This window comes from Ruegeria sp. YTSA108 (assembly GCF_059610185.1).
The window spans coordinates 38,392-57,904 of record NZ_JBXWND010000018.1 but is presented as its reverse complement, the minus strand read 5'-3'; the positions used below and the strand labels follow the sequence as shown (position 1 = coordinate 57,904).

At 55.3% G+C, this 19,513-nt stretch carries 16 protein-coding genes and 1 tRNA gene; 8 read left to right on the top strand and 9 right to left on the bottom strand.

Going from position 1 to position 19,513, the window contains the following annotated elements:
* The first annotated feature begins 197 nt into the window (after window positions 1–197).
* Entirely contained in the window at window positions 198–389 is a 192-nt protein-coding gene (locus AC2FHW_RS18510; protein WP_496679451.1) for a DUF1194 domain-containing protein, read from the top strand.
* 697 nt (window positions 390–1,086) lie between these two features.
* Here AC2FHW_RS18510 and AC2FHW_RS18505 read toward each other — a convergent pair.
* From AC2FHW_RS18505 to AC2FHW_RS18475, 7 genes are all read right to left on the bottom strand, one after another.
* Window positions 1,087–1,995, bottom strand: a complete 909-nt coding sequence (locus AC2FHW_RS18505; RefSeq protein ID WP_496822424.1) for a DMT family transporter — start codon at window positions 1,993–1,995, stop codon at window positions 1,087–1,089.
* 155 nt (window positions 1,996–2,150) lie between these two features.
* Window positions 2,151–2,909, bottom strand: a complete 759-nt coding sequence (locus AC2FHW_RS18500) for an alpha/beta fold hydrolase (RefSeq protein ID WP_271952768.1) — start codon at window positions 2,907–2,909, stop codon at window positions 2,151–2,153.
* A 278-nt stretch (window positions 2,910–3,187) separates the two neighbouring features.
* Window positions 3,188–3,946 carry an SDR family NAD(P)-dependent oxidoreductase gene (locus tag AC2FHW_RS18495; RefSeq protein WP_142638985.1) on the bottom strand — a complete coding sequence of 253 codons (759 nt, stop codon included), beginning with the start codon at window positions 3,944–3,946 and terminating at the stop codon, window positions 3,188–3,190.
* An 18-nt stretch (window positions 3,947–3,964) separates the two neighbouring features.
* Window positions 3,965–4,786: an ABC transporter permease gene (locus AC2FHW_RS18490; RefSeq protein WP_142638984.1), complete on the bottom strand. Its 822-nt coding sequence runs from the start codon at window positions 4,784–4,786 to the stop codon at window positions 3,965–3,967.
* 7 nt (window positions 4,787–4,793) lie between these two features.
* Entirely contained in the window at window positions 4,794–5,645 is an 852-nt protein-coding gene (locus tag AC2FHW_RS18485) for an ABC transporter permease (RefSeq protein WP_142638982.1), read from the bottom strand.
* Window positions 5,646–5,683: 38 nt separating this feature from the next.
* On the bottom strand, window positions 5,684–6,847 hold the full coding sequence (locus tag AC2FHW_RS18480) for an ABC transporter substrate-binding protein (protein ID WP_142638980.1): 1,164 nt from the start codon (window positions 6,845–6,847) through the stop codon (window positions 5,684–5,686).
* Window positions 6,848–6,881: 34 nt separating this feature from the next.
* A complete protein-coding gene (locus tag AC2FHW_RS18475) occupies window positions 6,882–7,982 on the bottom strand; it encodes an ABC transporter ATP-binding protein (protein WP_246097278.1) in 1,101 nt (366 codons plus the stop codon).
* A gap of 165 nt (window positions 7,983–8,147) precedes the next feature.
* Here AC2FHW_RS18475 and AC2FHW_RS18470 point away from each other — a divergent pair, with 165 nt between their 5' ends.
* Both AC2FHW_RS18470 and AC2FHW_RS18465 read left to right on the top strand, forming a co-directional pair.
* Window positions 8,148–8,903 carry a helix-turn-helix transcriptional regulator gene (locus AC2FHW_RS18470; RefSeq protein ID WP_246097276.1) on the top strand — a complete coding sequence of 252 codons (756 nt, stop codon included), beginning with the start codon at window positions 8,148–8,150 and terminating at the stop codon, window positions 8,901–8,903.
* A gap of 247 nt (window positions 8,904–9,150) precedes the next feature.
* Window positions 9,151–9,702, top strand: coding sequence for a primase-helicase family protein (locus AC2FHW_RS18465; RefSeq protein WP_142638976.1), 552 nt, complete (start codon window positions 9,151–9,153; stop codon window positions 9,700–9,702).
* 254 nt (window positions 9,703–9,956) lie between these two features.
* Here the strand turns inward: AC2FHW_RS18465 and AC2FHW_RS18460 are convergent.
* Together AC2FHW_RS18460 and AC2FHW_RS18455 are read right to left on the bottom strand one after the other, a co-directional pair.
* A tRNA-Gln gene (locus tag AC2FHW_RS18460) sits at window positions 9,957–10,031 on the bottom strand.
* 438 nt (window positions 10,032–10,469) lie between these two features.
* Complete coding sequence (locus AC2FHW_RS18455; RefSeq protein ID WP_142638974.1) at window positions 10,470–10,991, bottom strand: SH3 domain-containing protein; 522 nt, start codon at window positions 10,989–10,991, stop codon at window positions 10,470–10,472.
* A gap of 137 nt (window positions 10,992–11,128) precedes the next feature.
* Here AC2FHW_RS18455 and AC2FHW_RS18450 point away from each other — a divergent pair, with 137 nt between their 5' ends.
* The 5 genes from AC2FHW_RS18450 to AC2FHW_RS18430 all read left to right on the top strand — a co-directional run bounded on the left by AC2FHW_RS18450 (window position 11,129) and on the right by AC2FHW_RS18430 (window position 19,493).
* Window positions 11,129–12,115, top strand: coding sequence for a 2-hydroxyacid dehydrogenase (locus tag AC2FHW_RS18450; protein WP_281973630.1), 987 nt, complete (start codon window positions 11,129–11,131; stop codon window positions 12,113–12,115).
* A 51-nt stretch (window positions 12,116–12,166) separates the two neighbouring features.
* Entirely contained in the window at window positions 12,167–13,960 is a 1,794-nt protein-coding gene (gene ggt / locus AC2FHW_RS18445) for a gamma-glutamyltransferase (RefSeq protein ID WP_271952571.1), read from the top strand.
* A gap of 27 nt (window positions 13,961–13,987) precedes the next feature.
* Entirely contained in the window at window positions 13,988–15,400 is a 1,413-nt protein-coding gene (locus AC2FHW_RS18440; protein ID WP_496708354.1) for an FAD-binding oxidoreductase, read from the top strand.
* 97 nt (window positions 15,401–15,497) lie between these two features.
* Complete coding sequence (locus AC2FHW_RS18435; protein WP_271952567.1) at window positions 15,498–16,844, top strand: hypothetical protein; 1,347 nt, start codon at window positions 15,498–15,500, stop codon at window positions 16,842–16,844.
* A gap of 141 nt (window positions 16,845–16,985) precedes the next feature.
* Window positions 16,986–19,493, top strand: coding sequence for a GcvT family protein (locus AC2FHW_RS18430; protein WP_271952565.1), 2,508 nt, complete (start codon window positions 16,986–16,988; stop codon window positions 19,491–19,493).
* Window positions 19,494–19,513: the final 20 nt, after the last annotated feature.

Sequence of the window (19,513 nt, the reverse complement as noted above, 5' to 3'; positions counted from 1 at the left end):
GGGGAAGACAGGTCCGAATTTCTGATTTTTAAAGAAGGCTCGGCAAACTGGCTGGAATACGGGGACTACAGGTATGATCAGTGCAATTAATGCCACCCACCAACCAGCTTCCCAAATAGTGCGCCAGTCGAAAGGTTTGGTTTCCGCGATTGTACTTGCTTCGGGCCTTGTTTGGACCTCACCAGCTGTCGCGGCTGATGTTTCGCAACTTCCGCCCGGTTTTGCGGGCCCGTGAGGCAGTATTGTCGAAGTCGATTATTATAAATGGGTTACCGCTGATGACCCAAGAAGGTATGGGGAGTCAGTGGCACTTCGACGATCTTGACGTCTACTACCAGAACTGTGTGACAGGCGGACCTGGTTCATTCGTAATCCCGGTGCTTGACTAGCAGGGCTTTGCGGAGGCCGTACGACGAAAATTGGTACTGGAAATTGCGTCAGCGCCAGCAACAGGAGAGGTTATGAAGGCGCAATACACCTCACCCTCAGACTATGACTGCCTGATTGGCGAGAAGATCTGGGAACGGAACCAACAAATCTGGAGCGAACCCTAGAAGCGGCCTTTGCATCAACCACCCGAGGCTCGATACAAAAAGCCAGCAGCAATTATCTGAGGAAAACTAGTGTTCTGCGCTTTCAATAGAAATGCACAGATGGTGGTAGATCTTCGACGCAGTGTGAGTAGACAAACTTATTGACATCGATTTGCACGAACCGAGTGAAATTTGCACGCTTATGGTTAATTCGCAATCATAGAACGACAACAGGCTCTTGGGGCTAAACCCTCCGAGAAACTGGGGAGGTTTCGGGGGCATTTTGCGAAGCGCGAAACGAGGACAAAGGACGAGTGAGCACGGGGCATTTCTGACCGCTAGAGAGGCCGCTGCGAGACCACTAGAGACCCGCCCACTGGTGCTGAGACGACCGCTGGCGAGTCTCGTTCCGGGGGCTGACGGGGGTCGCTGGTGCTGGCGGGTTGGGGGTGTCCGCTACTCAAAAATAGACCCGACGCTTGGCCGGGTCAGTTGGTGACGGCGAGGATCGTCACTCCGTAATGTGGTGGTCAATAGTATTCTAGAAAGCGCCTCATTCTGCTTGTTGGGGCTTGCGCCTGACAAAGCGGGAGAAAAGCCGGCCGTCGGTTACAGCAAAGCCAAGGGCAATGATGGCGAACCCGACCCAAGCCTCTGGCTCCATCTTTTCACCCAGGAATGAAACGCCAAGGCCGATAGCGAACGGTGGAATCAGTAAGGTTACCAAAAGAAGGTTGGCAGCACCTGCGCGCGCAAGGATTGCGAAATAGAGAACATAGGCCAGTGCTGTTGATAGTGCGGCCATCCCAAGAAGCGCAGCCCATACGCCAGAAGACAGAGCCAAGTTTGGGGGGCCATCCATCACGAGAACAATCGGGATCATAAGCACTGTGCTGCCGATCAGCATACCAAGCGCATTCACCAGCGGTGGTTGGTCCGAAAGAGCAGTCCTGCCCCATACACCGGCAAATGCATAAGAGAGCGTCGCCCCAAGAATAGCCAGCTGTGCCAGATTGCTCGGATTGAACTCGGTCAATGCGCTTGGCCCCATAATGAAGGCCACCCCCAAAATACCCAGTGCAGCACCTGCTATCTTCTTCGGAGTCAAGGGCTCGTCCTTAAGAAGCAAACCCGCCACGACCGCTGCAAACATTGCTGTCGTTGCATTTAGGATTGAAGCCAGCCCGCTGTCGATTTGCGTTTGCCCCCGGAAGATCAGCGAGAACGGAATGGCATTATTGAGCGCCCCCATTACGAGGTAAGCGCCCCATGCCCGAGGGGTGCGTGGAACACTCAGTCCTTTGAATATGACGATTAGCGCAAGAATAGGAACCGCCCAAAAAACCCTGTGCAATGTAATTGTAAGTGGTGGCACCTCTGACAGGGCTACTTCACCAAAAAAGAACGACCCGCCCCAAACCGCGGCGAGCAAAAGCAGCATGACGCCGGCTGTTAAATCCATTGCTGGCATGGGTTGGTTTGTCATGTCTTCTGAATCCGTCACTAACTATTACCTAACGGATTAGCTTACGTGACCGCGACACCGCGACCCGTTTCTTGCGGAAATCCAATACAAAGCCAACTTTCATCTATCCAATTGTGAACGGCTGCGTTCGCCTATCGGTGGAGTGCCTCAGCAATCATTTCCGCAAGCCTTTTGGGCTGATCTACGCTCGCCCAGTGAGTGGCGTTTTCGAGAATAATCCGATCCATCTTGTTTTCTTCCAGCCACCGGACGGTGCTGTCCGGACAGTTGTCAGGATTGTAGAGATAAATCACATTTGCCGCGCTTTGCAAAAGCTCGCCGGGCACGCAGCCTGCTGAAAAATGCCGTGCGTCGGTGCCGAGTTGCCACAGCGCCAGAGTATCGGCCTTCGATACTTCATTACGATACCGTCGGATGATTGGTGCCGTTTTCGCCATTTCATCAAGCCGCTCAAGAAAAGCTGCACGAAACGCAACCGGATCACTGTAGTCCGCGGCAGTTCCAGAAAAATAGGCATCCTCGGCGGTGATATTACCCTCTAGAGAAATAATGGTTGTCAAAGGACAGTAGGCCCTTTTGGCGGCCAGGGAGGCTATGATTGAAGCAACCGAATGAGCGACAATGATCTCAGCTCCGTGCTTGATCGCTTTGTCGGCGACGGTTTGTGCAAGTGCTTCAAGAGTTGTTGCCTTTGCCAGAGGCTGAGCGCCAAATCCCGGAAGATTGATGGGTAGCAAACGATAGCTGTTGGCGAGGTGGGTGTCAGCCAAACCTTCAAACATGCTCGCATTGTCACCAAAGCCTGCAACACAGAGAATGGCGGGTCTTTCATCGTTCACTTGACTGGGTTGTTTGGTCATTTTGGCTTCCAGAGCATCGTATGCAGACATTAACACGGCTCCGCAGTATTCGACAATTTGGGCTCACTCCCTGGTTTCGCCGCCTGAAGCGCGAACTATGGCTCCTGATTTCCCAACGTCCGTGCATTGAACGACATGACACAAGATCAAAGACTTGCCCCGATCCTCCTATGGCCGGTCTCGATCAGCCGATCACAACGGTATTGCCGCGCGAGCAACGGGCCGAGCTGAGCCCAAAGCGGACTGAAATGTGCTCGCAAAAAATGAAGTGCGGCGATCGACATTCTCTTGAGTGGTCCAACCCATCACTAAATGCATTCACCGCCATCGATAACCAAGGCTTGCCCAGTCATAAAAGCGGATTCATCTGAAGCTAGATAGACGATCCCATGGCCAATCTCTTCAACTGTCGCCCACCGGCTCATAGGGATCGCCTGCTCGATGTAGCTTTCCAGTTTGGCACGGCCACCCATCTGCTTCTCGAAGCCTGCATTGAAGGGGGTGTCCACAAATCCTGGACAAAGGGCATTGAAACGGATTGCATGGACAGCGTAATCGGCTGCCATCTGCCGGACCATCGCAACAGCTGCGTGCTTTGTGGTCGCATAGGCGATCATACCCCGGTCGTATTGAACGCCAGAATTGGAAGCAGTGACGATCACGCTGCCTCCACCTTGTGATTTCATATGGGGGACGGCTGCACGCGCGGCAATGAAGTGGGCGCGGACGTTCAATGCCCAAGAAGCATCCATTCCAACCGGTTCCACTTCTTCCAGCGTTCCTTCGATCTGTAACCCAGCATGAGAGTGCAACACGTCAAGCCGACCGAAGTTTTTAACTGCTTCGTCTATGGTTTTGGTAAGGGCATCGTCATCGGTTACATCAAGCTGTAAGGCAGATGCTTGATTTCCCTGTGCAATGATCTCGGCCACAGTGGCGTCAGCAAGTGTTGCATCGCGATCCGTTACCATGACATGCGCACCCTCTTGCGCCATTGCCATTGAACCCGCCCGACCAATTCCTGATCCCGCGCCCGTCACGAGCGCGACTTTACCTGCAAGCCGCATGTCACTTGGCTCCTTTATTTAACTATTCGATTTTGAGGCGCCTCGGCGCAAAAGAAGTTGCGCTGTAACGAGAAGCAAGAGCGACGCGCCCATAACCATAGTGCCTATGGCATTGATCTCGGGCGTTACGCCGCGCCGGATGGATGAGAATATGTAGATTGGCAGGGTTGTTTCTGAGCCAGCTACGAAGAACGCGATGATGAAATCATCAAATGAGAAAGTGAAGCTGAGCAGGAAGCCCGCCAAAATTGCCGGGGCTATCAACGGCAGTGTCACCTGCCGAAAGGTGCCCCAGGGCGTCGCAAAGAGGTCCGCCGAAGCTTCCATGAGCGCGCGGTCCATACCCGATAGCCTTGCACGTACGATGATTATGACCAGCGCCATTGTGAACATGGTGTGCGCAGCGACAAGCGTGGGCATCCCCATGGAAAGTTGCGGGGGATTTGCTCCATCGGGCCATAGGCTGGCAAGAACTGGGTTAAGCCAGCCGAATACGGTAACCAAGGCAATGAGCGTCGCGATACCGATGACGATACCGGGTATCATTATCGCAACATAAATCATCGCGTCGAACAAAGTTCGGAGCCATCCCTTAACCCCTTGTAAAGCGATGGCAGCCATGGTTCCGAGAGTGGATGCGAGGCAAGCAGTTATGAATGCTGCAAGCAGACTGGTCTCGAGCGCGTCCATAACAAATGGGTTGTTGAGCGCTTTGCCATACCATTGGGTCGAGAAACCCATGAACTGGCTTGCGTGTCGTCCGGCATTGAAGCTGAAAAGCGCGATGATGCCGATGGGAATATAGAGAAAAAGGTAGACGCAAATCGCGTATAAGCGCATCGGATCCTCACATCAGCGAGACATCTTCGCGCTGGCCACCCAGACGCGAGATGAATTTCATGTAAATTGAGACAGTGACAAGCATTACGACAACCAGAGTCATTGCGACCGCCGATCCGTACGCCCAGTTTCGAGACTGCAGGAACAGGTCCACCAGCGCATTTCCGACGAAAAAGACCTTTCCGCCACCTAAGATCGCTGGGATCAGAAACTCGCCCATCAGCAAGATGAAGACCAGCATGCAGCCAGTTGCGATACCAGGTACCGACAAAGGAAGTGTCACCTGACGGAACGTACGCCATGGGGTAGAGCCGAGATCAGCCGAGGCTTCCAGAAGGCGTTTATCCAGTTTGTCCAAGCTTACAAAAATTGGGAAAACCATCAAAGGTAGATACCCATAGACAATCCCCACAAGCACGGCGAACGGCGTATTTATCAGGCGGACATCATCGATGCCGATCGACTCCAGTAAAGCGGGCAAGCCACGCCCCCCAAGGATGAAAATCCATGCGTATGACCGGATCAGGATCGATGTCCAGAACGGCACGATCACCAGGATCAACAGCGAAGTTCTCCACTTTGGTGAACAACGCACCGCAAGAAAGTAGGCGAGCGGGTAGGCAATTACCAACGCAGCGATAGTCCCCAGAGGTGCAAGGATCAAAGTGTTCTTAAACGCCGTCCATCGCGCAGGAAGGTTGGCATATTGTTCCAACGTGAACGCTGGAACATAGCCTCCGGCGGCACCCCGTTCGCCAAAGGAAAAGACGAAGACGACCAGCAGAGGAAGGGCAAGCATTACCAAAAGCCATATTCCTGCCGGTGCCAGCAACAGTGCTTTTCTGCCTCGTTCGGTCATATTGTCCTCGTCTTTTCCGATATTGGCGGCCTTGCCGCTTAGGCCGACTTGAAGCGGGCGAGCAACTCGGCACGGTTTGGATCGGTTAGCGTAGCCGCCGCGCCGAACTCGAGCGCACTCAGAAGGTCAGCTGCCGGATAAAGGATCGGATCTTCCAGCAATTCCTTCGGCAGCAACGCATTGGTGCGAGCATCAGCCGATGGATAGCCATGAGCGAGGACTTCTTTCGCATTAACTTCCGGGTTCAGCAGGAAGTCGATCAAGGCATAAGCGGCATCCATATGGGGTGCGCCCTTAGGAATAGCGTAGTAGTCGGACCAGAGTTCACCGCCCTCAGCTCCCAGAACGTAGGCGATTTCAGGCATGTCGACATTCATCTGCTTGCCGTCACCTGTCCAGCACATCGTCATCCAGGCGTCACCGTTACGCATCGGTGGCTGATAGTCCGACGAGATTGCAAACAGATGCGGTTTAGCATCCAGCAACAATTTCTCGGCATCGGCCAGTTCCTTCTCATCGACCGAGTTGAAGGAGTAGCCGAAGTATTTCAGGGCATTACCGATGGTGGTGAGTTGGTAATCATGCACCATTGTCCGACCTGAGTAACCTTCCATAGTAAGGTCCCAGAACTCTTTCCATGTGGTTGGAGTCGGAGCGCCGTCAAGCTTGCTAGTATTCACTGCAAAGCCGGTCGTGCCCCAGTTTTTCGGCACCGCGTAAAGTTGGCCATCGACAGAGCCGGCATCCGAAAAGCGTTGTTCGAATGAACCTGCGTCGTAGTTTGGCAGTTTGGACGTATCGAGCGGGATGATCAGATCTTCGCCCACATACGTAGTGATCGTGTAGTTCGTCGGTACGAAAACGTCCCAACCAGACCCACCTGCCTGCAGTTTTGCCAACATCTCTTCGTTCGAGCCAAAAACATTGACCTGAACATGAGCGCCAGTGGCTTCCGTGAAGGCTTCGAAGTTCATCTCGTCATGGTAGTTCGGCCACGTGGCGAGGATCACTCGGTCGCCAATGTCTCCGGCAGCAAATGCCGGGCGTGGACGCAACCCAGGCATAGCCGTGCCCAGAACGGCCGTTGCCATCCCAAGACCTGTCACGCCCAAAAAATGTCGCCGTGTGACCGAACCCTTTTGGTACCGGCGAAGCTCTTCCATGAACTTTTGCTTGGAAATAGTCCCATTATCCTTGGTCATTGTGAACCTCTCTGTTGTTGGATTGCGGGATTTGTTAATTTTCCAGGATCAGCAGTGCGCCTTCGCCCCATGAAACAAAGGCCTGCTCTCCCGCATTGAACGTCCCCTCGTTCAATTCCGCTTGCCTTGGCACAAGTACGTGGAAATCACCCAGTGCTTCGTTGCGCGCAAGGTATTCTGTGTGCTCCCCAAGGAAGATCCGATTTTGAATGGTAACTGGCAGAGCGATTTCAGCTGCGGGTAGCGCGCGGGTCAGCGTGATCTGTTCAGGACGGATACTGACGCACACTACCTGCCCTACATCGATTGGGATCTCCGGAGTTCCGTGCACCTTTTGGCCACTCGCTAAACGCACAGTGATTTGCTCGGCTGCTGCGTCAGTTACGGTTGCATCAAAGAAATTCGAGGTGCCTACAAATCCTGCCACATAGCGGCTGCGGGGCATGTCATAGAGTTCACGTGGGCTGCCTACCTGCACAATACTGCCGCCTTCCATCACACAAATTCGGTCGGACATTGAAAGCGCTTCTTCTTGGTCGTGCGTGACGAGGACAAAAGTTATTCCTAGTTGTCGTTGCAGGTTCTGAAGTTCAAACTGCATTTCTTTTCGAAGCTTTCGATCCAGAGCAGCCATTGGTTCATCGAGCAGCAAAAGCTTGGGCTCGTTTACGATCGCACGCGCCAAAGCGACGCGTTGCTGCTGACCACCAGACATCTCCCAGATGCGACGTGGGCCAAATCCACCAAGACGGACAGTTTCCAGCGCTTGCTCAACCTTTGTCGCGATTGTTTGTTTGTCTACGCGTGGTCGTTGTTGGCGCAGGCCGTACGCGATGTTGTCGAACACACTCAGGTGAGGAAAAAGAGCGTAGTGCTGAAACACCATGTTGACTGGGCGATGGTGCGCATCCAAGTCGTTGACGACTTCTCCATCGAGCAACACCTGACCTTCGGTTGGCTTCTCGAAACCTGCCAGCATTCTAAGTGCAGTGGTTTTGCCGCAACCAGATGGGCCTAAGAATGACAGGAACTCTCCTTTCCCAATGGAAAGATTCAGGTCTTTGGCAGCGACCACATTCCCGAAGGTCTTGGTCACTCCTCGGAGTTCCGCAATCGTCTGCATGGTGACGCTCATGTCAAAGCTCATATACTGCCGTTTTCCTTTTGCTTGATTTTTTGGCATTTACTGGCATACCACTCAAACAAGGAAAAAGTAACAATAACTCGGAATAACTGTATATACCACAATTGGGGTATAGGGGTGCTTTTCGAAAATCTGGAGCTGCGTGTGTACGATTGGATGGAGGAGGCCGGCAGGGTCGTGGAGAAGATCGGAACCCCAGAGTTTCCCTGTGTTTTAGCAGATGGCTTACGGCAGGTCGCGCCATTCGATTTTACTGTAGTGTTTGGCCATGTCGGAACCGAAGCACCAATAGACCTTCACGACGATTTCCCCAAAAGCAAACGGCGTATTTTTGTTGAGGACTACCAAGCCGGGCCCTACGTACTTGATCCATTTTTTTTGGCCGCGACAAAACCGATAACACCGGGTCTGTACCGCATGCGCGATATCGCACCGGACAGGTTCTATCAGGGCGAATACTATCGCAGCTATTACAAAAGGACTGGGTTAGCAGAGGAAATTGGCTACTTTATCGATATCCCAGGCGCTGGGATGGTTGTGGTCTCGCTCATGCGAGCAGAGAAGCCTTTTTCCGCCAAGGAAATTCGCCATTTGCACGCTCTATGGCCGCTCGTTCGGGCAGCCTGTTGCAAACATTGGAGTGACTTTCCATCGATGGCCCGCGGCGCCGCAGCGAATGGCGTTAGTCGTCGCGTCGATCTAGCATTCCAGGCATTTGGCGATGGCGTTCTGACACCACGAGAACGAGAAGTTGTTGAGTTCACATTGAAGGGCCATTCGGCAGAAGCTGTCGGCACAATTCTCGGCATCTCTCCAGGCACAGTCCGCATCCACAGACGCAACATTTACGCGAAACTTAGGATCAATTCGCAGGGTGAGCTTTTTTCAAAGTTCATTGAAAAGGCACTTTAAAAGGTTCCTTGAACACCCACTTTGTCCGTATTGTCGACCTTGCTACCGTGTGATCCGGAACGCCCCAACTCTACCTGAGGCGGCAACTGATATCGAAAAGGACGTGGCATTACTTGCTCGGCAGATCAGCAAGTGGGTTGTCCGCTATAAAAATCAGTTCTATCTACCTGAACGTCCCTCACATCCTCTGTCGCAGGCGGAGGCCAAACGTATCTGCTTGGGTAGGATGCGGAGCAACTACCCCACGATGGAGTTTACTCCAGGCCATGTGCGAGCGGTGTTTCAGCGGGCTTTCGAAGAAATCCACGATGATCCTAGCCAGAATGTTCGGATATGGAACGGAACTACGAAATGCCGCCCCGACATCAAAGAGCCGATCATACCTGAGGGCGATACAGTTGCTCTCAACGCTTGGAATGAACCGGCCTATCGCGACCTTGCAGTGGCCGACGCTGACACGACTATGTTCGATCGGTTTCTTGAGCGTATCTTCGGCCACGAGGCTGACCGCCGCGTCGTCAAGGATTGGGTTTCGTGGGGTCTTCAGAATGAGGCTGAGAAACTAGCTTGGGCTTTGTTCTTTTACTCCCGATATAAAGGGACAGGTAAATGCACCCTCTGCACCCTGATCACCAAGCTGTTCGGGGAAGAAAACTCGATCACGCAAAACAGCGTTGCCAAGCTGACCGGGAAGTTCAACAAGCCGATTCTGGACAGTAAGCTTGTGGTATCAGAGGAACTTCAACTGAAGCCGGATTCAGGTCGCTGGTGGACGGGTGAGAGGTTCGGTTGGTTATGACCGCCGTGATAACCTTGAGGATGAGAGTGACCGGCAGGCGAACGGGGTCGATTGGGATATGCTATAGACCCGTGGCTATGCAGAAACCTCGACTTCGGAACAGCTAACCCGTTCCTCCCGCAACGTGGGAGGGGCACCCCCGCAGAACCCGCTATGATTGTTAACGGGTGGTTCGGGTGGCTGGGGCATAAACGGGGGCATTTCTCGGAGGGTTTAGCCCCAAGAGCCTGTTGTCGTTTTATGATCTGATGAACTGGCTGGGGTGGTAGGATTCGAACCTACGATACACAGTACCAAAAACTGCTGCCTTACCACTTGGCTACACCCCAACGGTGAGGCGCTATCTACGATTGTTGTTGGTAGGGTTCAAGAGCTTTCAGGCAAAAAAATTAGGCCAGTTATAAAAAAAATTCAGAGCATCTTTCACGGGTCATGTTAGCAGCACCTCTTCCTGCCCGAAGGTGTTGAACATGGTTTGACGGCAACGGCTGTGAATTGGCTCTTCCGCCAAAGAAGCATGACTCTGCGGACAGATGTTGAACGGCTGGGCCGGGCGAGGATTCGTCTGGCAGGCGGACAGGAAGCAGGTTTTCGATTGGTTTAACGAGGGCGAGTGGCAGTCGCGAATGTGGTCTTTCTGGCGCTGCACCCCTTTGTTGCGCCTCCTGCTTACGTAGGGCCGCCCAATGCCGAAGCAGATAACAAGAATAAGCAAGTTCGAGAGTGGCGGATCGGGAACTTCATTGCCGGTTGCTCTGAGATCAGCGCTACTCGCGAATCTCTGAGGGATCGACGCCCCAAAGGTTGGATTTCAGGGCCCAGCCACGATATCCACCTGCAGAGATGCGACACCACTCGATCGTGCAGGTTCCAAGCCGCGCGACAACGCCGGTTTCAAACCGCGCACTGACCTGCGAGTTTGGGTCCGGGTTGGAATAGACCGGCAGCAAGTCGGATTCGATTAGTACTGTGCGAACGCCAGACAACAAGGCGTAATGGACCCAACCCCCTGCGCCATCGCGGTCCTGAACCTTTCTCCAGTTGCCATATTCCGCCGTCACCTGCAAAGGCATCCCGCGCCGTTTGAACACCCAGTCGATTCGATGCGACAGGGATGGTCCTCTGCGCACGTTTCCCTCGGCCGCTTTCATGGAAACATACCGTGGCAAAGGCAGATTCGTGACTTGGCCGCGCTTATCCTGTGCGCTGGCCACAAAGGGACCAAGCACAAGCAAAATTACTGAAAAAAGCGCGAGAATCCGGCGATTTACTGGTAGGAGAACACTCACTGACAGTCTGCTCTTATGCCTGTTAATTTTGCTTCGAAAAAAGGTTGGATCAATGCCCAGGGGTTCTTGTGCCCCGCCTTATCCTGCGCCACGATGCCATGACGCGCGAAAGTTTGCAAAGCAGTGGGAGTACACAGGTGCCTAGAGAACGTCTGAGTGTTGTCGTTACGCGACGGTTGCCCGAGGCTGTTGAAACCCGATTGAGCGAGCTTTTCGATGTCCGGTTGCGTGCGGACGACGCACCCATGACCCGAGAAGAGCTTGTAGCGGCCGTACAAGAAGCGGATGTACTTGTACCAACGGTTACAGACTCGATTGATGGCGGATTGCTGGGGCGGGCGGGTGAAAGGCTGCGACTGATCGCTAACTATGGGGCAGGGGTTGACAATATCGATGTCGCAACCGCCCGTCAGCGCGGCATCCTTGTGTCGAATACGCCCGGAGTGCTGACCGACGATACTGCGGATATGACCATGGCGCTGATATTGGCCGTGACCCGCCGCATCCCCGAGGGGCTGTCCGTCATGCAAAAAGGGGACTGGCAAGGATGGTCACCCAACGCGTTGCTGGGTGGGCGGATCGGTGGGCGGCGTCTTGGCATTTTGGGGATGGGCCGGATTGGTCAGGCGGTTGCCCGTCGTGCCAGTGCCTTCGGAATGCAGATACATTACCACAACCGTCGTAGGTTGAGACCGGAGACAGAGCAAGAGCTTGAGGCGACCTATTGGGAAAGCCTTGATCAGATGGTCGCACGGATGGATGTGATCTCGGTCAACTGCCCGTCTACGCCTTCGACTTTCCACCTGATGAATGCCCGGCGGCTAAAGCTGATGAAGCCGAGTGCAGTGCTCGTCAATACGTCACGTGGCGAAGTGGTCGATGAAAACGCGCTAACCCGCCAAATCCGGTCAGGCGATATCGCAGGTGCAGGTCTTGACGTTTATGAACACGGAACGAAGGTGAACCCTCGCCTACGGCAGTTGCCGAACGTGGTTCTGTTGCCGCATATGGGATCTGCCACGCTTGAGGGGCGGATCGAAATGGGCGAAAAAGTTATCATAAATATCAAGACATTCGAAGACGGCCACCGACCACCGGACCAGGTTGTTCCGTCCATGTTATAGTACGCGGCTTGGTGGCCGGACGATACAAAGTCAATTTTTCAGGAGGATACTATGAAACGAAGTCTGATTTCGGGATTGCTTTTGGCAACCATGACCTTTGCCGGGCCGTTGGCCTCTCAGGAAGCTGCGGATGCGGTTGCACCTGAGGGTGGTACTGACGGGCAGGTTCAAGGCCTGACCGCAGAAGTCATAGCCTCACTCGAAGCGAAATTGGCCGGTGAACCCGTGACGTCGCAGAACTGGATGGTGGCCGCGGCCAACCCTCTGGCGGTTGAGGCCGGGGCCAAGGTGCTGCGGGCAGGCGGTTCGGCGGCTGATGCGATGGTTGCCGTGCAGGTTGTACTTGGTTTGGTCGAGCCGCAATCCTCAGGCCTTGGTGGTGGTGCATTTCTGGTCTGGTATGATGCGGCCTCTGGCAAACTGACAACACTGGACGGACGTGAATCCGCCCCGCTTGAGGCCACTCATCGTCTGTTTCAGGACGAGAATGGCGAACCGCTGAAATTCTTTGATGCGGTTGTCGGGGGACTTTCTGTCGGCACACCCGGCACCCCGGCTTTGTTGGAAGAGGCGCATCGCCGCTGGGGCCGCAGTCCGTGGCCCGGCCTGTTTTCTGACGGCATTACGTTGGCTGATGAGGGTTTTTTGGTTTCCCCTCGATTGGCCAGCCTTGTTGAGAATGACGCGGAACGCCTGTCGCGATTTCCCGAGACAGCCGCGTATTTCCTGCCGGAAGGACAGCCGCTTGCACAGGGGCAGCGGTTGACGAACCCGGCCTATGCGGAAACGCTGCGCATCATGGCTGCGGAAGGATCAGCTGGATTCTACGGAGGAGAGATTGCCGCCGGGATCGTCAGCGCGGTTCGCAGCGCGCCTGGGAATCCGGGCGTGCTGTCTGGTACAGATCTGGCGCTTTATCAGGTCATCGAACGTGACCCCGTCTGCGCCACCTACCGCGTTTATGAAGTCTGCGGAATGGGCCCGCCATCCTCAGGGGCGCTGACGGTCGGGCAGATTCTGGGCATGTTGAACGGCTATGATCTGGCAGCGTCAGGCCCCGAAGATATCAGATCCTGGCGGCTGATCGGGGATGCTTCGCGTTTGGCTTTTGCCGACCGTGGGCGCTATATGGCTGACCATGATTTTGTCCCGATGCCGACACAGGGGCTGGTCGATCCTGCCTATTTGTCCGAACGGGGCGCGTTGCTGAGCGGTGAGGCCGCATTGATCGACGCCGTTCCGGGGAATCCCGAATTTGACCATGCCTCGAACTGGGCGGATGATATCTCGCTGGAACTTCCGTCGACCTCGCATATTTCGATCGTGGACCAGTTTGGCAATGTGCTGTCCATGACCACGACGATCGAAAACGGCTTTGGATCGCGGCTGATGACCAACGGGTTCTTGCTGAACAATGAGCTGACGGATTTCTCGTTCAAAACCCACAGTGATGGCGTTCCGATTGCCAACCGTCTGGAACCGGGCAAGCGTCCGCGCTCATCCATGAGCCCGACCATTGTGATGCAGGACGGTGCACCGGTTCTGGCCATCGGGTCGCCGGGCGGAAGCCGGATTATCGGCTATGTTGCCAAGTCGATCATCGCCTGGGCAGATTGGGATATGGATGTGCAACAGGCCTTGGCACTGCCGCATCTGGTCAATCGTTTCGGCACGTTCGACGTGGAACAGGGCACCGGGGCCGAAGGGCTTTCGGATGCGCTGACCGAGCTTGGCTATGAGGTCAACGCGCGTGATTTGACATCAGGTCTTCATGCCATCGAGATCGGGGACATGCTGACAGGCGGTGCCGATCCGCGACGTGAGGGCATTGCGCTGGGCGAGTAGTCTAGCGGCCAGTCAGAAAGGGAAAGCATGGTGCAAGCAAAGTCGCTTCGGCGAAACGAGGCGGGGATTGAAACGGTCGTCGGCATTCTGAAACAGAAATTCGGCGACCGTTTGCAAGCGGGTCAGGCGATCCGCGAGCAGCACGGGCATACGACCACATGGATCGAAAACCAGCCCCCTGATGCAGTGGTGTTTCCGCATTCGACCCAGGAAGTCTCGGAAATCGTCAAGGCCTGCGCCACGCATAAGGTCCCTGTGATTGCCTTTGGCACCGGAACCTCGCTGGAAGGGCATGTGAACGCGCCAGCCGGTGGCATTTCGGTCGATCTGTCTCAGATGAACAAGGTACTGGCCGTTCATTCCGGTGATTTGGATTGTGTCGTGCAACCAGGTGTAACGCGAGAGGAGCTGAACACTCATCTGCGTGATCAGGGTCTGTTCTTTCCGATTGATCCCGGTGCGAACGCCTCGCTGGGCGGTATGGCGGCGACCCGTGCCTCGGGAACCAATGCGGTGCGCTATGGCACGATGAAGGACAATATCCTTAGCCTTGAGGCCGTGATGCCGGACGGGCAAATCATCCGGACCGGGCAGCGGGCCAGAAAGTCGTCGGCCGGGTATGACTTGACCCGCCTGATGGTAGGCGCAGAGGGCACGCTGGGCATCATCACAGAACTCACTCTGCGTCTGCAAGGCATCCCCGAAGCGATCACCTCGGCGCGTTGTGTTTTTCCTTCTGTCGACGCGGCATGTCAGGCTGTAATGATGACGATCCAGTACGGCGTTCCCGTGGCCCGGATCGAGTTGTTGGACGAGGTGTCGGTGAAGGCCGCAAACGCCTATTCGGGACTGGCCTTACCGGAAACCCCGCTTTTGCTATTGGAGTTTCATGGATCGACTGGTGGTGCGGTCGAGCAGGCTGAGACATTTGGTCAGATCGCCGAAGAGTTCGGCGGCACAGATTTCGCGGCCACTTCGACAACCGAAGAACGCAACAAACTCTGGCAGGCACGCCATGATATGTATTGGGCCAGCTTGCAGTTGCGCCCCGGTGCGCGGGGCATATCAACCGATGTTTGCGTACCGATCTCGCGACTGGCAGAATGCGTGACTGCGACCCGGAACAAGGCCAAGGAACTTGAGCTTTTGGCGCCGATTGTCGGGCATGTAGGGGACGGTAATTTTCACACCTTGCTGTTGATCGATATGGAAAACGCCGACGAAGTGGCCAAGGCGGACGGGTTTGTTGGGTGGTTGAATGACCTTGCGATCGAGATGGAGGGAACCTGTACCGGGGAACATGGGATCGGGCAAGGAAAGCGGTCATACCTGGCCAAGGAGCTAGGGGCAGCGCTGACCTTTATGGAGGCGGTGAAAAAGGCGCTTGATCCCGACAATATCATGAACCCGGGAAAAATATTTCCGGCTCGGGACGGGTAAAAACCGCGCGGATTATTCCGTATCTAAGCCACAAGGATGCCTCAATTTTCAAAGATTCTGCGCGAAATAAGCAGTGAATGAATATTGAGGTAATTTGATGGACGCGTTGCGGCTGATCGGGTTTGCGCTGATTGTTGGATTGGTTGTCGCCGGGCTGGATTACTACCAGCAGGATAAGAAACACCAAGGTACGCTGTCGGCAAACGGCTATGTGGAAACGCTCAAAACGCGGTTCGCCCTTTATCATGAAGAACTGGATGCCGAAGCGGCAGAACGCGACCGCCAGAAGCGTTGGCGCGCAGGGGGCAAGCCCTATATGCCGGTCCCGGATTCAGAGCTTTCGCGTCGGGCAATAATGGACAGTGACTTCACGCTCGATGCGCGTGAAGGGGGGGGCTTGAAATCAGTCAGTGAGGCCGCGCGCCCGCTTGCCAGTAAGGTGGCTGTTCAAAAAGCTGAAATACAGGCCAAAAAACTGGATAAGGTAAGCTGGGTTTATGAAAAGGCTGGTCACACTTACTGGATTGAGATCAAACTGCGGCAGGAGGCTTCCGCGGATTCACTTGCGGGCAATATCGCAAGATCGATCGACTCGATGGATTTCGGCGCCAGCAACTATGCTCCGTTCGGTGTGATCGGGGGCGTTGCCTATTTTCAGTTCGTCGAAGCAGAGTACAGCCCGATCCATCTCGATGTCCGTAAAGTCTGGTCGATGATCACTGCCAAAGTGACGGATCTGACACAGCCGGTTGGGTTCCAGATCTATACGGGCACCCTGGGTCTTGGTGAGGAAATCCGTGTTGAGATGTACACGGATGCCCCGGAGCAGGATGTGCGCATATTCCTCAGCCAGCTTGACTATGATGGGATGAACGCGTTGCTTAGCCGGCCGGTGCCTGGTGTAGGAAACGAGGCGGTTACCGACCCGGATGGCGGCATTGAGCGCGCCTTGCAAATGGCCGAAGTCCGGGCCGAGTTCACCCGGCTGCGCAGCGAGATTGCTCAGTTGCGGATCGAAAACATCAACGGGTTGGCCTTGCTTGCCAATACAATGGCGGCACAACACGGGTTGCCATCTGATGCTTTCGATCTGACGGCAAACAATATCCAATCCCCGGATGATTTGATCCAGATCGGGTATCGCAAAGGGTTGGCTGGCCTGGAAATTGAAAACGCAGATGCGGATGGATCTGGCGGCAGTGTTTTTGGGCGACTTTTCGGGAAGCTAACGGGTGGGTCGGAAGAAAAAGAGGTCGAACCGAAAAGCTCGAGCGGTTTGTTCGGCGGCCTGAAGTCGTTTTTTAAAGGTTCAGAAACTGCCGATGCTTCTGGGAAACGTGTGAACGAAGCATCCGAGATTCGTGTGAACAAGGGTGGAGCAGGGTCTTCGGGCAAATGCGCCTTCAAAGATGCGCGCAAGACCTGCTCGCTGTCTGGCGGCTGAGAAAGTTCAAAACTTTTAGGAAAAACGACCCCCAGATGTCTGAGGGTCGTTTTTTTTATATCACTGGTCGGATGAATGTCGCGCGGTGGGCGCTGATTGCGCCATATGGTGGCAACAGATTCCAAGGGGAGACACCCGGCTATGAAAACCCAAGTCAAAGCACTGGTCGTTGGCGGCGGCGCCGTCGGCACTTCGATTGCCTATCATCTGGCCAAGGCAGGCTGGGACGATGTCATGCTGATCGAGCGGGATGAACTGACATCAGGCTCGACCTGGCATGCGGCGGGTTTGCTGCCGCTGTTCAACATGTCCTATGCGACCACGCATATCCACAAATACTCGGTCGATTTCTACAAGCAGCTTGAGGATGAGACCGGCCTGAACGCGGGTTTCGCCGTGGTTGGTAACCTGCGCATGGCGCAGACCCAGGAGCGCATGGACGAATACATGCTGTACGCGTCGACCGCCGAAACCTGTGACGTTGCCTATGAATGGTTGACTCCGGACCAGATTAAAGAACGCTGGCCGCTGATCGAGACCTCGGACCTGAAGGGCGCGATATATCACACCGAGGACGGCTATATTAACCCAGCAGACGTGACACAGGCGATGGCCAAGGGTGCGCGTCAACGCGGTGTTGAGATCGTTCGCAAGCTGCAGGCCGATGCCTTCCATTGGACCGGCACTCATTGGGAAGTCACCTGCACCAAAATGGTCGAGAAGGGCGGTAACCTCATTCCGTCGGATGAGCAGGTGGTTATCACCGCCGAGCATGTCGTGACCGCATCGGGCAACCACGCACAGCGGACCGCGAAAATGCTGGGCATCAAGATGCCTGCGATCCCGGTCGAACACACCTTTATCGTCATGGACAAAGACCCCGAGTTGGTCAAATGGCGCGAGGCGGGCAACCCGGAACACCCTGTTGTGCGTGATGCCGACAACGAATCCTATGCCCGCGAAGAACGCGGTGGCTGGATTTTGGGGATCTATGAACATGGTGCGCCGGCGCAGTTCGAACACGGCGTGCCCGATAGTTTCCGCGCAGACTTATTCCCGCTCGATCTGGACCGGATTGCGGATCAGTACATGGCGATGGCCGAGCGTGTGCCGTCCTGTGCTGAATCCGGTCTGAAAGACGATTTCAACGGCCCGATCTGCTACACACCCGACGGTAACCCGCTGGTTGGACCCGCGCCGGGTCTGCGCAATATGTGGCTGGCCGAGGGGTTCTCGTTCGGTATCACCGCTGCGGGTGGCACCGGTTATTATCTGGCCCAGATGATGGTCGATGGCGAAGCCGAGATCGACATGGCCTCTCTGGACCCCAAACGCTATAGCAGCAACTGGATGACCACCGAGTTCGCGGCACGCAAGAATGAAGAGTGCTATGAGCACGTCTATATCCTGCACCACCCCGATGAAGAACGTGCTGCCTGCCGCCCGCTGCGGACTGTTCCGGCCTATGACCGTCAGAAAGCGCGTGGCGCACAGTTTGGCTGGGTTAACGGCTGGGAGCGCCCGAACTACTTCGGTCCGCTGGATGCACCCGAAAACTTCGACCATGATGCCCGCTCGTTCCGCCGCGGTGGCTGGTGGCAGCATGCCGTTGACGAAGCAAAGGCGATCCGCGAAGGCGTTGGCCTGATCGACGCATCGGCCTTCACCAAACATGTCGTCAAAGGCCCTGGTGCGACCCAGTTCCTGGATTGGTTCACCTGTAACAAGCTGCCCAAGGTCGGTCGTATCAACCTGACCTACGCGCTGACATCGCACGGCACCACCCGCACTGAATACACCATCGTTCGCAATGGCGAGAACAACTACTATATCGTCTCTGCCGGCGCATGGACCGAGTATGACGCCGACTTCCTGCGCAAGGCGGCCGAGGACAAGATGGAGGAGTTCGGCTATATCGAGATCCAGGACGTGACCACTCAGTGGGGTGTCTTCGCCATCGCCGGACCCAAGTCGCGGGACGTTCTGAAAGAGGTCATCAAAGACGCCGATCCGGAAACCGCGCTGTCCAACAAGCGTTTCCCATGGCTGTCGGCCCGTCAGATCGAACTGGGCATGTGCCCGGTCAACGCGATCCGCGTGGCCTATACCGGTGAGCTGGGTTGGGAACTTCACCACCCGATCGAAATGCAGAACTACCTGTTCGACCTGCTGGAAAAAGCCGGTGAGAAGCATGGCATGAAGCTGGTCGGTGCCCGCGCCCAGAACTGGCTGCGTCAGGAGAAATCCTATCGCGCCTTCGGCACTGAGCTGGGCCGCGACGCGACCCCGCTGGAAGCCGACCTACCGCGCTTTGTCGACCTGTCCAAAGACTTCTATGGCAAGGCCAAGCTGGAAGAGACTGGCGTGCGCGTGAAATGCTGCACCCTGCTGATCGACGGACCGGAGGATGCCGATCCGTGGGGCCGTGAAGTGTTGTATACGCCGGAAGGTGAACGCGTCGGTCGTCTGACCTCGGGCGGTTATTCGGTGGCGTTCGAGAAATCCATCGGCATGGGCTATGTGAAACCCGACCTGGCGGTCGAAGGCACCAAGCTGAAGGTCAAGCTTCAGGACAAATTGTGGGATGCGGTCGTCACCTGCGACAGCCCCTATGATCCGAAAAACGAGGTCATCCGCAAGGACGGCTGATCTGGATAAGAACGGCGGCA